The organism is Nocardia neocaledoniensis (assembly GCF_029868625.1).
Lineage (GTDB): Bacteria > Actinomycetota > Actinomycetes > Mycobacteriales > Mycobacteriaceae > Nocardia > Nocardia neocaledoniensis_A.
Genome location: NZ_JARWOJ010000259.1, coordinates 1 through 12650 on the forward strand (window position 1 = coordinate 1; position 12650 = coordinate 12650).

The window sequence follows — 12650 nt, forward strand, 5'->3', positions numbered from 1 at the left end:
ACCCCCGGCGCCGCGCGCGGGGGCCTGCGGCCCCCCCCCGGCGGGGGCTCCCCCCGCGGGGGGGCGTTGCCGCGCCACCCCCCCACCGAGCGGATCACTCGCCGGCGTTCACCGCGTTCATGACCGCGTCGAGGGACGCCGCCAGGACCGAGCTGCTCCGGCCGAAGGACCAGCCCGTACGGCCGCCCGCCCGGTATTCCAGGTAGCTCACCGCGGCGCTGCCTGCCCCGTGATCGACAGAATGCTGTGCCAGACCCAGGATCTCGATCGGATGGCCGGCATCGGCGAGCGCGGTGACCAACGCGTCGACAGGACCGACGCCGCGGTGGACCGACCACCGGGCGTGCCCGTCGACCGTGAGCACGATCTCGGTGACCTCCTCGTCGAGCTGCCACCGCGTCAGCACGATCCGCGGATCCGCGACGGTGTAGGCCTGTTCGAAGAGCGTGAACAATTCCTTCGCGGTGATCTCGGCTCCGGTGTCGTCGGTGTGCCGCTGCACGCGCCGCGCCAGCTCGATCTGCAGGCGACGCGGCAGGTCCAGCCCGTACTCGGTCTGCAGCAGATACGCGATCCCGCCCTTGCCCGACTGGGAGTTCACCCGGATCACGGCGTCGTAGGAGCGCCCGAGATCGGCCGGGTCGATCGGCAGATACGGCACCTGCCAGGCCATCTCACGCTCGGGCCGACCGGCCTCGGCGGCCAGGGCGCGGTGGCGCGCCATTCCTTTGCGGATCGCGTCCTGATGGGTGCCGGAGAAAGCGGTGTGCACGAGATCGCCGACGTAGGGGTGTCGTTCGGGCACGGGCAGCCGGGTGCAGTATTCGACCGTGCGGCGGATCTCGTCGATATCGGAGAAGTCGATCATCGGGTCCACCCCCTGCGCGTGCAGATTCAAGGCCAGCGTGGCGATGTCGACATTGCCGGTGCGTTCGCCGTTGCCGAACACGCAGCCCTCCACCCGCTGCGCGCCGGCCAGCACCGCCAGTTCGGCGCAGGCGATGCCGGTCCCCCGGTCGTTGTGCGGGTGCACCGACAGGATCACTCCCTCGCGGCGGGCCAGATTACGGTGCATGTACTCGATCTGGTCGGCGTAGACATTCGGCGTCGCGACCTCCACTGTCGCGGGCAGATTCAGCGTCACGGGACGTTGTGGGCAGGCCTGCCAGGCAGTGGTGACATCGTCACAGACCTCCAGCGCGAAGTCGGGTTCGGTCAGGTTGAAGACCTCCGGCGAGAACTGGAATCGCACGTTCGGCAGGTCGCCGGCCGCGGCAAGCACCTCGCGCGCGCCGTCGACGATGAGGGTCCGCAACTGCGCGCGATCCTTGCCGAGAACCACCTCGCGCCAGACCGGCGCGGTCGCGGTGTAGAGGTGGATCACGACCTCGTTCGCGATCCCGCGCACCGACTCCACGGTCCGCTGGATGAGGTCGCGCCGGGCCGGGGTGAAGACGACGACGGTGACGTCCGGTGGCGCGATCGGCTCGTGGGCCAGCAGCCGGACGAAGTCGAAATCGGTCTGCGAGGCGGACGGGTAGCCCACTTCGATCTCCTTGTAGCCCATCGCGACCAGCAGTTCGAAGAATCGCCGCTTGCGCGCGGGGTCCATCGGTTCGGCCAGTGCCTGATTGCCGTCGCGCAGGTCGACGGGCACCCACAGCGGGGCGGCGGTGATCCGCGCGCTCGGCCAGTCCCGCTGTTCGGCAGGGACATTCACGCGTCGGTGGATGTCCCGATAGCGGTGCGACGGCATGGCCGAGCGGCGCTGCCGATTCCAGGCGGGCGCCTCGGCGGGAACGGCGCCCGCGGGTGTGGTGAGGGTCGGGAAGGTGTACATGACGGTCTCTGCTTCCTGGGCCACGGTCGGCCCCATGACATCGGCGACCGGCCACGACAGAGCCCCACGGCGGGGCGGCCGGTCGGTCAGGCCCCGCCGTGGCGGCCGAGGAGAAGCGCGGTGTGGGTCATGATGGGTACACTTCTATCACAACTCCTCAGACAAGTAGAGAGGTGAATCGGTGGTCGCCCAGGTACGCCGTCAACCGTTGGCCGCCCAGGCGGCCGAGCTCCTGCTCACGCGGATCCGCGCCGGTGAGTGGCCACTGGGTCATCGGCTGCCCGGTGAGACCCTGCTCGCCGCGCAGCTGGGCGTGGGCCGGTCGACGCTGCGCGAGGCGATCCGCGAGCTGGCGGGCAAGGGCGTGCTCGACAGCAGGCAGGGCGCCGGGGTGTTCGTGACCGCGCTCGATGTCACCGACGACTGGGACGTCGTGCTGCGCGGCGCGACCATCGTCGCGGTGATCGAGGCACGCATCGCCATCGAGGCCGAGGCCGCGGCCCTGGCGGCCCAGCGGCGCACCCCCGCGGACCTGCGCGCGATCCGGCGCGCCCTGGCCGGTCGGCTCGCGGCGGGCCGGACCGTGGCCGACCATGTCGACGCCGACATGGCCTTCCACCGCGCGGTCGTCCTCGCGGCGCACAACACGGTGCTGACCCAGCTCTTCGACAGCTTCCTGCCGAGACTGCGGCTGGCCATGATCGACATGCTCGCCCTGCGTCCGGTCCCCTCCGAGGCCGCCGATCACGCCGCGCACGAACACCTCGCCCAGGCCATCGCCGACCGGAACCCCACGGCGGCAGCGGATTTCAGCCGCACCCACCTGTCCGCCCTGAAGGAGGCCTTCGCATGAGCGGCGTCGCGGTGATCGAGCTCGACGAGGTGAGCTTCCGGCGCGAGGGCAAGAAGATCATCGACGGCATCTCGCTGACCGTCCGGGCCGGCGAGCACTGGGCGCTGCTCGGTCCCAACGGCGCGGGCAAGAGCACGCTGCTCGGATTCTGCGGCGCGGTCACCTTCCCGACCACGGGAACGGTGCGGGTCCTCGGCGAACAGTTCGGGCGCGTGGAGCTGGCGCGGCTGCGTCGCTCGATCGGCCACGTGAACCCCCGCCATCCGCTGCGCTCGCCGCTCACCGTGCGCGAGGTCGTCCTGACCGGCATCACCGGCACCATCGACACCCCGTTGCGCTGGTCACCCACCGATGACGAGGTCGCCCGCGCCGAGGCGACCATCGACGCCCTCGGACTCGGGGGCAAGGCGGGCGAGATCTGGCCGACGCTGTCCCAGGGCGAACGCGGCCGTGCGCTCATCGCCCGCGCGCTGCTGAGCGATCCGCGGGTGCTGCTGCTGGACGAGCCGTCCACCGGCCTCGACCTGGCCGCCCGTGAACAACTGCTCACCACGATCGACACCCTCGACCACACGCATCCCGAGGTGGCGTCGGTCCTGGTCACCCACCATCTCGAGGAGTTGCCGAGCAGCACCACCCACGCCCTGGTGATCGCCGGTGGGCGCACCGTCGCCGCGGGTCCGGCGGCCGAGGTGATCACCACCGAGCACATCTCCACCGCCTTCGACCATCCGATCGATGTGCGCTACGACGGCCGCTGGAGCGCCAGGGCCCGTTGACGCCCGGCGTAGGATCGCGGACACATCGCATGTCGGCGCGGACAGGAGGATGTCATGAGAATCGTTCACCGGATCGTCGCCACCGCGGGTGCCGCCGCGGCGCTCGCCCTCACCGGTACCGGTATCGCGGCGGCCCAGGAGACCGAGCCGGAGCCACCGAAGTCTCCGCTGGTCCGCTACATCGAATCGTGGCCACCCGCCCCGTCCTGGTGCAACGCCACCTGGGACCCCGTCGAAGACGCCATCGAGGACTCCGTCCCGCCCATGTGGGAACCGGAATTCGACGCCTTCGACGACTGGTGCGAAGGCGAGAGCGACTAGAAGTCCTCACCTGGGTCGAGGTCGGCGCCAAGGAGCTCGTCGGCGCGGGCCAGGGCGCTGTCGAGTTCGTCGGTGACCGCGTCCATGACCGACATGCCGTCGAGCAGGTCGGACAGTTCGGCGCGCAGAGCATCCAGTTCGGCGATCGCGGGGTCGACCGTGGTCCACGCGACGGTGTCGCGCCACCAGTCGTCACGCTGGATCCAGGACCAGACGATGTCGCGGACCAGCAGCGCGTCGTCGGTGAACAGCTGGCGGTGCGCGCCCGCCTCGGTGTGCTCGAGCTCGTAGGTGCCGTCGTCGAGATAGCGGGCCTGGATGCGCTCGGTAGCGGCGCGGGTCAACAGCAGGAAAGGATGTTCGGGCGCCGGATCGGTCGCCGCGGTCCCCGGGTGGGCCGGGTCGACGGCCCGTGGCGCGCCGGCGCCGTCACCGAGGTGGACCACGACCTCCGGTGCCTCGTCACGTCGATCACCCATCGGGCCAGTGTGCCGGATCAGGGCCGGGCCGACCAACGAACACCGATGAATCGCCGCGGCTCACCTCGTCTACCTCCACAGGCACAGGTCTGTCGACAGGAGGTTCCACTGTGAGCGACACCGAGGTCAGAGCCGCGATCGCCGCGCAACGCGCCGAGACCGCGGAGTTCCTCGCCGGCTTGGACGAGCAGCGATGGGACGAACCGACGCTGTGCGACGGCTGGCGGGTGCGCGAGGTCGCGGCGCACCTGAGCATGCCGTTCCGGACGTCCCTGCCGCGCTTCGTTCTCGGCATGATCGCCGCGCGCGGCGATTTCGACCGGCTGGCCGATCGCGCGGCGCGCGCCGACGCGGCCCGGATGAGCACGGGCGAGCTCGTAGCCGCTCTCCGCGACAACACCGGTCACCCGTGGAAGCCACCGGGCGGCAGCGGATACGCGAGCGCGCTCAGCCACGACGTGATCCACGGTCTCGACATCACCGTCCCACTCGGGCACACCGAGCCCGTCCCGCTGGACCGGATGCGGCTGGTCCTCGATGCGCAGACCCCGCGCTCGATCGCCTACTTCGGCGTCGATCTCGACGGAATCGCCTTGCGGGCCACCGATCTCGACTTCCGGCACGGTGCGGGCGAGGTCCTGTCCGGGGCGGCGCAGGACCTGCTGCTCGTCCTGTGCGGACGCACGCTGCCCCCGGGGCGACTGCACGGTCCCGACGCCGCGCGGTTCACCAGCACCTGACGACAACGACCCGCGCCCGACCCACCGTCCCCGGTACACCTGCACCGTGCCGTGGTGGTCGGACCCTGCACCCTGCGCTGGGTGTAGCTGCACGGTCACGCGGATCTGCTGCGGGAGCGAATCGACGGCGTCACCGGCAGCGCAGGGCCGCGCAGTGGGGCACCCGGCGCGAACATCCAGCTCGGCAGCGATAACGTGTTGTATATGGACGATACACATCTCGGCGCGTCGCTGCCGGACGCAGAGCATCACGAAGGCGGATTCCGGCCGGTCACCGAGCTGATCCAGCAGCGCAGGGCCGCGATGCAGGACAGGACGATCGGTGGCCCCCACTACGGGGAGCTGATCGAACAGGTGCGGATCCTGATGGACAAGGCCCGCCTGATCAACCCGTCCGACGAGCTGGCCAAGGACGCGATCGCCACCCTGGAGCAGCTCAACGCGCGCCTGGACGAGGCGGTCGTGGACGAGTGGTCCGCCCCCAGCTGGACCCGCACCGACCTGCCCTCGCGCGGCAACATCACGCTGCCGCCGTACACCGTCGACAGCGCCGACATCGACGGCGTGACCGCCAAGCTCACCTTCCGCACCTTCCACCTGGGCGGCAACAGCGCCGCGCACGGCGGACAGATCGGGGTGGCCTTCGACGACATCCTCGGCATGACGGCCGCGGTCCACACCAACGCCGTCACCCGGACCGCCTCGCTCACCATCGACTACCGCTCGATCACCCCGCTCAACCGGGAACTGACGATCCGGGCCTGGGTCGAGCGCGTCAACGGCCGCAAGGTGTACCTGCGGGCCACGATGCACGACGGCGAGCGGCTCTGCGCCGAGGCCAACGGCCTGTTCATCCTCCTCAAGCCCGGCCACGCCGGGGTGGCGCAATAGCGGATCGGCGCCCGATCGCCGCAGGTCCCGGCCACACCCCACCCGGCGCAGAAACATCCCCTGAATTCCGGGTCGTCCGCGGCCGGAATCCGGGCACCGAAACGGCCGCTATCGTCGCTGTTCATGCAGGTCAGCGAGACAACCGCCACCGCGGAACCCACCCAGCTCCGAGGCCACCGCGCCGATCGGGCACGCCGGGTGGCCGACATCCTGCGCCACCAGATCCTGGCGGGCACCGTGCAAGGCACACTGCCCGGCGAGCAGGAACTGGCCGCCGAACACGACACCTCACGCAATACGGTGCGCGAAGCATTGGCCCTGCTGCGCGACGAAGGGCTCATCGACCGCGCGCCCAAGGTCGGCACCCGCGTCGCCGCCCGCAAGTTCGACCACGGCCTGGACACACTGCGCGGCCTGCAGGAGACGCTCACCGAGCACGGCACCGTCCGCAACGAGGTCCGCGCCGCCACCCACATCACCGCTCCCCCCGCGGTGGCGCGCAGGCTCGGCCTGGTGCCAGGCGAGCGCGTCGTCTACATCGAGCGGCTGCGATTCCTCGCCGAGCTGCCACTGAGCCTGGATCTCACCTATCTGGCCCCCGACGTGGGCGCCGCGGTGCTGGCGCACGATCTCGCGACGACCGATGTGTTCGTGCTGCTCGAGCAGGTCACCGGCCAGTCGCTCGGCGCGGCCGCGCTCGCCCTCGAGGCCGTCGCGGCCGATCCGCACACCGCCACCACGCTCGACACCCCGCCCGGCGCTCCCCTGCTGATGCTCGAGCGCCTCACCCACCTCGACGACGGCAGGCCCGTCGACCTCGAGTACATCCGCATGCGCGGTGACCGCATCACGATGCGCGGCAGCCTCACCCGCGGCGCTCCCGAATGGAAGGTCCTCTAGATGGCTCTGGTCCCCCAGCGCGCCGACGTCCCGGTGACGATCGACGAATCGCTGTGCATCACCGGCTGCACCCTGTGCGTCGACATGTGCCCCCTCGATTCCCTTGCCATCCACGAGGATTCGGGCAAGGCCTACATGCACGTCGACGAGTGCTGGTACTGCGGGCCGTGCGCGGCGCGCTGTCCCACCGGCGCCGTCACCGTCAACATGCCCTATCTGCTCCGTTGATCCCGGGAATCCACGCATGAAGTTCACCCGTCTCGTCCCCGTCCTGCTAGCCGCCGCGCTCACCGCGGCGGGCTGCTCACTCGACACCACCGATGCCGCGCCCGCGGGCACTGTGAAGGTCGTCATCGGTTACCAGTCCAAGACCATCAACACCGTCACCGCGGGCACCCTGCTCCGTGCGCAGGGGTACCTGGAACAGCGGCTCCAGCGCATCACCGCGGCCGGCGGCGCGAAGTACCAGGTGGAGTGGCAGGACTACGACACCGGCGCGCCGATCACCGCGCAGATGGTGGCCGAGAAGATCGATATCGGCTCGATGGGCGATTACCCGTTGCTCATCAACGGGTCCCGCACCCAGGCCAACGAACGCGCGCGCACCGAACTGGTGTCGATCACCGGCTACAACCCCAAGGGCGCGCTGAACATGGTTGTCGTGCCGAAGGATTCGCCCGCACGCTCGCTCACCGAGCTGGCCGGGCAGAAGATCTCGGCCAGCGTGGGTTCGGCCGGCCACGGCACCCTCGTGCAGGCGCTGAGCCGCGCCGGGATCGATCCGGCCAAGGGCGTGGAGGTGCTCAACCAGCAGCCGCAGGTCGGCGCGACGGCACTGGAATCGCACCAGGTGAGCGCACTGTCGCAGTTCGTGGCGTGGCCGGGCCTGCTGGTGCAGCAGGACAAGGCCAAGCTCCTCTACGACGGCGCGGAGCTGAACGTGCCGACCTTCCACGGTGTGGTCGCGCGCCGCGCCTACGCGGCCGAGCATCCCGAGGTGCTGCAGGCGTTCCTGGCGGCCCAGCTGGACGCGACCGCCTTCCTCAACGAGAAACCGTTCGAGGCTGCCGATCTCGTCGCCAAGGGATCGGGGCTGCCGGCGGAGGTCGTCTACCTCTACAACGGGCCCGGCGGCACCAGTTTCGACACCACCCTCAAGCCGGAGCTGATCGCCGCGCTCGAAGACGATGTGAACTACCTGAAATCGATAGGCGATTTCGCCGACCTCGACATCGACGCCTTCGTCCAGGACGGTCCGCTGCGACAGGCCTACACCGAGACGGGCCGCGGCGGGTACGACACCGAGCTGGCGTCCCTGGTCAACCCGAGCAAGGTCACCGGCACCGACCCGATCTGCGCTGTCCCGGTACAGGATCCGGCGCTGGCCGGGGAGATCTGGATCGACGGCGCCGACCGGCCGCAGCCCGCCGCGAACCCCGCGTGCCTGCTGCGCGGCGTCCAGGCCGCGCAGGCACAGGGCAAGAAGATCAGGGCGGTCTACCTGCCCGATGCCGAGCTGGGCACCCGCTGGTTCGCCGACAAGGCGATCTGGCTGCGCGAGGACGCCCGGTACCTCCCGTTCACCACCCAGGCCGCCGCCGACCGCTACCGGGCCAACCATCCCGCGGCCGCGCCGGTGACCTACGCGCAGGCCGTCGCGGAAGTCCGCGGATGAGCGCGATCTCCGGGACGCGGGCGCCCGTCCGGTCCGGCGCCGATCCGACCGGGACGTCCGGCGGAGCCGACCGTGCCCCCACGACCCTCGCGGTCACCGACCGTGCGCCCTGGCGGTCCAGGGCACTGCGCGTCACCTCGGTGGCCGCGGCCATCGGCCTGTGGCAGCTGCTCACGGCCACCGATGTGCGGGCGGTGCTGCGCTTCGACACGCTGCCGACGGTCACCGAGATCATCGCCGAATTCGGCGAGCACCTCGGCAGCGGTCAGTACTACGTCGACGTGGCGCAATCGCTGATCCGCATCGTCACCGGATTCGGGCTGGCCGCCGCGGTCGGCGTGCTGGCCGGCATCGGTCTCGGCCGCTCCCGGATCCTGGCCGACGTGTTCGGTCCGCTGGCCGAGCTGGTCCGCCCGATCCCGGCGATCGCGCTGGTACCGGTGGCGATCCTGCTCTTCCCCAGCGACGAGTCCGGGATCGTGTTCATCACCTTCACCGCGTCGCTGTTCCCCGTGCTGGTGAGCACCCGGCACGCCACGCGGGCGCTGCCGACCATCTGGGAGGACGCGATCCGCACCCTGGGCGCCTCGCGCCGGGAAGTCCTGACCAGGGTGGTGCTGCCCGGCATCCTGCCCGGGGTGTTCAGCGGTCTGTCGGTGGGCATGGGCGTGGCCTGGATCTGCCTGATCTCGGCGGAGATGATCTCCGGTCGCCTCGGCATCGGCTACCGCACCTGGCAGTCCTACACCATCGTCGACTATCCGGCCGTGTTCGTCGGGATGATCTCCATCGGCGTGCTCGGCTTCCTCACCTCCGGCATCGTCGAACTGGCAGGCCGCCGGGTGACCCGCTGGCTGCCGAGAGAGGTTGCGTCATGACGACCACCACCGCCGCGTCCACCGTCTCGGTGGGTATGCGGCTCAGCTTGGACTCCGTCCGCGTCGGTTACGGTGCCAGGACCGTCGTGCGCGACCTCGACCTCGAGATCGCGCCGGGCGAGATCCTGGTCCTGGTCGGCAAGTCCGGCTGCGGCAAGTCGACCCTGTTGCGGGCCATCGCGGGATTGCGGCAGCCCAGCGGCGGCGTGATCCGCGCCGACGGCGACCCGGTCACCGCGCCGTCCGCCGATCGCGCGCTGATCTTCCAGGACGACGCGCTGCTGCCGTGGCGCACCGCGCGCGCGAACGTCGAACTGGCCCTGCGGCTTCGCGGTGTCGCCAGGGCCGACCGCGCGGAACGAGCCCGGCGCTGGCTCGACGAGGTCGGGCTCACCGGCTACGCCGACTACCTGCCGCGGGATCTCTCGGGCGGGATGCGGCAGCGGGTGCAGCTGGCCCGCAGCCTGGCCGGCTCGCCCCGCGCGGTGCTCATGGACGAGCCGTTCGGGGCGCTCGACAGCCAGACCCGCGCGGAGATGCAGCGACTGCTCGTCGACACCTGGCGCGCGCATCCCACCACGATCGTTTTCGTCACCCACGACCTCGACGAGGCGCTGCTGCTCGGCGACCGGATCGCCGTGCTCGGCGACGGCACGCTGCGCACCCTCGTCGAGGTGCCCGAGCCGCGCGAACCGGTCGACCGGCGCGCCACCCGGGCCCGAATCCTGGAGTCACTGTGAACATTCCCGACCTGTCCGATCCGGTGCGTCTCGACTGCGATGTGCTGGTGATCGGCGGCGGCACCGCGGGCACCATGGCCGCGCTCACAGCCGCCGAGTCCGGCGCGAACGTGCTGCTGCTGGAGAAGGCGCACGTGCGTCACTCGGGCGCGCTCGCGATGGGGATGGACGGGGTGAACAACGCCGTCATCCCTGGCAAGGCCGAACCGGCAGACTACGTCGCCGAGATCACCCGCGCCAACGACGGCATCGTCGACCAGCGGACCGTGTACCAGACGGCGACACGGGGTTTCGCCATGGTGCAGCGGCTGGAGCGCTACGGCGTGAAGTTCGAGAAGGACGAGTACGGCGAGTACGCGGTGCGGCGGGTACACCGCTCCGGCTCGTACGTGCTGCCCATGCCCGAGGGCAAGGACGTGAAGAAGGCGCTGTATCGCGTCCTACGGCAACGGAAGATGCGGGAGCGGATCCGCATCGAGAACCGGCTCATGCCGGTGCGGGTGCTCACCGACACCGGACGCGCCGTCGGCGCGGCGGCCCTGAACACCCGCACGGGTGAGTTCGTCGCGGTGGGCGCGAAGGCGGTGATCCTGGCGACCGGGCCGTGCGGCCGGCTCGGCCTGCCCGCGTCGGGCTACCTCTACGGCACCTACGAGAACCCGACGAACGCGGGCGACGGCTACGCCATGGCCTACCACGCGGGCGCCGAGCTCTCCGGAATCGAGTGCTTCCAGATCAATCCGCTCATCAAGGATTACAACGGCCCGGCCTGCGCCTATGTCGCCAATCCGTTCGGCGGGTACCAGGTCAACGCCGAGGGCGAACGGTTCGTCGATTCCGACTACTGGTCGGGGCAGATGATGGCCGAGGTGAAGCAGGAGATCGAATCCGCGCGCGGGCCCATCTATCTCAAGGTCTCGCATCTGCCGGACGAGACGCTCTCGACCCTCGAATCGATTCTGCACACCACCGAGCGGCCGACCCGCGGCACCTTCCACGCCAACCGCGGCCACGACTACCGCACCCACGACATCGAGATGCACATCTCCGAGATCGGTTTGTGCGGTGGACATTCCGCGTCCGGCGTGTGGGTCGACGACAACGCGCGCACCACCGTTCCCGGCCTGTACGCCGCCGGGGACCTGGCGTGCGTGCCGCACAACTACATGATCGGCGCGTTCGTCTACGGCGACCTCGCCGGCGCGCACGCCGCCTCCACTCTGACCGAGGTCGAGGCGCCGGACGCGCTGCCCGCGGACCAGCTGGCCGAGGCGCACGAGCTGATCTACCGGCCGCTGCGTCAGCCGGAGGGCCCGCCGCAGCCGCAGGTGGAGTACAAACTGCGCCGTTTCGTGAACGACTATGTGGCGCCACCCAAGACCGCCGCCAAACTCTCGATCGCGGTGGAGACCTTCGAGCGGATGCGCGCGGAGGTCGCGGGGATCGGGGCGCGCACGCCGCACGAGTTGATGCGGGCGGCGGAGGTGTCGTTCATCCGCGACTGCGCGGAAATGGCGGCCCGCAGTTCGCTGACCCGCACCGAATCCCGGTGGGGCCTCTACCACGATCGGGCCGATCTGCCCGAGCGCGACGACGCCGCCTGGAACTTCCACCTCAACCTGCGCAAGACCGCGGACGGGTCGATGGAGTTCGTGAAACGTTCGGTCGCACCGTATCTGGTGCCGGTGCCGGGACTCGACGACGTGCCCTCGCCCGAACCGATCGTCGAGGTGATCGCCCAGCCGGAGCTCGTGGCCACCCGCGCACCCCAGCGCGAAGCCACGGTGCGCGCCGAGCCCGCGCCCGCCTCGCCGGGATCGCCGCGCGTGGTGACGCTGCTGGCGCTGGATTCGCCTGCCGTCGAGGAGCTGTCGAGCTATCTGCGCGATCCCGACCCCGTGGTGCGGGTGGCGGCACTGTCGGTGCTGACCGAGAGCACCCCGGACGGATTCGCCGACGAGCTGGTCCGGGCACTCGGCGACGAGGCGGCTTCGGTGCGCCGGGCGGCCGCCGAGAGCCTGCGCGAGCTGATCGAGGTGCTGCCCGGTGCGGGTGGGCTCGCCGGTGAGCTGGGTTCCCCCGATCCGCTCGTCCGGGCGACCGTGGTGGATCTGTTGCGGGCGTTGCGGGCGGGGTCGGCGGCGCAATATCGTGCGGCGCTGGGTGATTCCGATCATCGGGTGCGGATCGAGGCGGTGCGGGCGCTGGTGTCGCTCGACGACGCCGCGGCCGTGGCCACGCTCGCGGGCGATGTCAACCGCGAGGTGCGCATCGCCGTCGCGCACGGGCTGGCCGCCATCGGCGCCGGCGGAGTCGAGGTCGTCCGGACGCTCACCGCCGATCCCGATCCGCTGGTCCGGGCCGCCGCGGCGGCGGCCTACGCGGCGCTCGGCGCGGACGCGCCCGACCTGGCACTGCTGGTCGCGGCGCTGCGCGACCCGGCCTGGCAGGTCCGGGTCGGCGCGGCCCCCCGGCTGGCCCGGGCGGCGGCCCGCCCCCCCCGCCCCCCCCCCGCCCCCGCGCCGGCCCCAACCCCCCCCCCAAAGGCGCAAGC

13 protein-coding genes are annotated in these 12650 nt (G+C 70.9%); 11 read left to right on the forward strand and 2 right to left on the reverse strand.

The window, feature by feature from the left end:
- Nucleotides 1–94: 94 nt before the first annotated feature.
- The gene (locus QH270_RS19955; protein ID WP_280344673.1) at nt 95–1756 is read right to left on the reverse strand and encodes a 2-isopropylmalate synthase; all 1662 of its coding nucleotides are present in this window, start codon (nt 1754–1756) and stop codon (nt 95–97) included.
- Between the two features lie 265 nt (nt 1757–2021).
- Between QH270_RS19955 and QH270_RS19960 the strand changes: the two genes are divergently transcribed.
- Genes QH270_RS19960 through QH270_RS19970 form a run of 3 tightly spaced genes read left to right on the forward strand, consistent with a single transcriptional unit; the run spans nt 2022 to nt 3793 of the window.
- On the forward strand, nt 2022–2693 hold the full coding sequence (locus QH270_RS19960; protein WP_280344647.1) for a FadR/GntR family transcriptional regulator: 672 nt from the start codon (nt 2022–2024) through the stop codon (nt 2691–2693).
- Complete coding sequence (locus QH270_RS19965; protein ID WP_280344650.1) at nt 2690–3472, forward strand: ABC transporter ATP-binding protein; 783 nt, start codon at nt 2690–2692, stop codon at nt 3470–3472. Before QH270_RS19960 ends, QH270_RS19965 begins: the two co-directional genes overlap by 4 nt.
- Nucleotides 3473–3526: 54 nt before the next feature.
- Nucleotides 3527–3793, forward strand: a complete 267-nt coding sequence (locus QH270_RS19970; RefSeq protein ID WP_280344653.1) for a hypothetical protein — start codon at nt 3527–3529, stop codon at nt 3791–3793.
- On the opposite strand, the gene QH270_RS19975 is transcribed toward QH270_RS19970, so the two are convergent.
- On the reverse strand, nt 3790–4272 hold the full coding sequence (locus QH270_RS19975) for a hypothetical protein (protein WP_280344654.1): 483 nt from the start codon (nt 4270–4272) through the stop codon (nt 3790–3792). The genes QH270_RS19970 and QH270_RS19975 overlap by 4 nt on opposite strands.
- Before the next feature lie 110 nt (nt 4273–4382).
- Between QH270_RS19975 and QH270_RS19980 the strand changes: the two genes are divergently transcribed.
- The 8 genes from QH270_RS19980 to QH270_RS20015 form a co-directional block, all read left to right on the forward strand.
- Complete coding sequence (locus QH270_RS19980; protein ID WP_280344656.1) at nt 4383–5012, forward strand: maleylpyruvate isomerase family mycothiol-dependent enzyme; 630 nt, start codon at nt 4383–4385, stop codon at nt 5010–5012.
- 204 nt (nt 5013–5216) lie between these two features.
- Nucleotides 5217–5903, forward strand: coding sequence for a PaaI family thioesterase (locus tag QH270_RS19985; protein WP_280344659.1), 687 nt, complete (start codon nt 5217–5219; stop codon nt 5901–5903).
- Nucleotides 5904–6026: 123 nt separating this feature from the next.
- Nucleotides 6027–6803: a GntR family transcriptional regulator gene (locus tag QH270_RS19990; RefSeq protein WP_280344661.1), complete on the forward strand. Its 777-nt coding sequence runs from the start codon at nt 6027–6029 to the stop codon at nt 6801–6803.
- The gene (locus tag QH270_RS19995) at nt 6804–7031 is read left to right on the forward strand and encodes a 4Fe-4S dicluster domain-containing protein (RefSeq protein ID WP_019046727.1); all 228 of its coding nucleotides are present in this window, start codon (nt 6804–6806) and stop codon (nt 7029–7031) included. It begins immediately after the preceding gene.
- 16 nt (nt 7032–7047) lie between these two features.
- Entirely contained in the window at nt 7048–8478 is a 1431-nt protein-coding gene (locus QH270_RS20000) for an ABC transporter substrate-binding protein (protein WP_280344664.1), read from the forward strand.
- On the forward strand, nt 8475–9356 hold the full coding sequence (locus QH270_RS20005; RefSeq protein ID WP_280344667.1) for an ABC transporter permease: 882 nt from the start codon (nt 8475–8477) through the stop codon (nt 9354–9356). The genes QH270_RS20000 and QH270_RS20005 overlap by 4 nt, the downstream gene beginning before the upstream one ends.
- Complete coding sequence (locus QH270_RS20010; RefSeq protein WP_432420386.1) at nt 9353–10096, forward strand: ABC transporter ATP-binding protein; 744 nt, start codon at nt 9353–9355, stop codon at nt 10094–10096. Before QH270_RS20005 ends, QH270_RS20010 begins: the two co-directional genes overlap by 4 nt.
- Nucleotides 10093–12650, forward strand: a 2558-nt coding sequence (locus tag QH270_RS20015; RefSeq protein WP_280344670.1) for a fumarate reductase/succinate dehydrogenase flavoprotein subunit, incomplete at its 3' end; no start/stop codon positions are given. The genes QH270_RS20010 and QH270_RS20015, both read left to right, overlap by 4 nt.

What these genes read in the sequence shown, in the direction of transcription:
- QH270_RS19955 (WP_280344673.1), bottom strand. Translation starts at nt 1,756, where the DNA reads ATGCCGTCGCACCGCTATCGGGACATCCACCGACGCGTGAATGTCCCT.
- QH270_RS19965 (WP_280344650.1), top strand. Translation starts at nt 2,690, where the DNA reads ATGAGCGGCGTCGCGGTGATCGAGCTCGACGAGGTGAGCTTCCGGCGC.
- QH270_RS19970 (WP_280344653.1), top strand. Translation starts at nt 3,527, where the DNA reads ATGAGAATCGTTCACCGGATCGTCGCCACCGCGGGTGCCGCCGCGGCG.
- QH270_RS19975 (WP_280344654.1), bottom strand. Translation starts at nt 4,272, where the DNA reads ATGGGTGATCGACGTGACGAGGCACCGGAGGTCGTGGTCCACCTCGGT.
- QH270_RS19985 (WP_280344659.1), top strand. Translation starts at nt 5,217, where the DNA reads ATGGACGATACACATCTCGGCGCGTCGCTGCCGGACGCAGAGCATCAC.
- QH270_RS19990 (WP_280344661.1), top strand. Translation starts at nt 6,027, where the DNA reads ATGCAGGTCAGCGAGACAACCGCCACCGCGGAACCCACCCAGCTCCGA.
- QH270_RS19995 (WP_019046727.1), top strand. Translation starts at nt 6,804, where the DNA reads ATGGCTCTGGTCCCCCAGCGCGCCGACGTCCCGGTGACGATCGACGAA.
- QH270_RS20000 (WP_280344664.1), top strand. Translation starts at nt 7,048, where the DNA reads ATGAAGTTCACCCGTCTCGTCCCCGTCCTGCTAGCCGCCGCGCTCACC.
- QH270_RS20005 (WP_280344667.1), top strand. Translation starts at nt 8,475, where the DNA reads ATGAGCGCGATCTCCGGGACGCGGGCGCCCGTCCGGTCCGGCGCCGAT.
- QH270_RS20010 (WP_432420386.1), top strand. Translation starts at nt 9,353, where the DNA reads ATGACGACCACCACCGCCGCGTCCACCGTCTCGGTGGGTATGCGGCTC.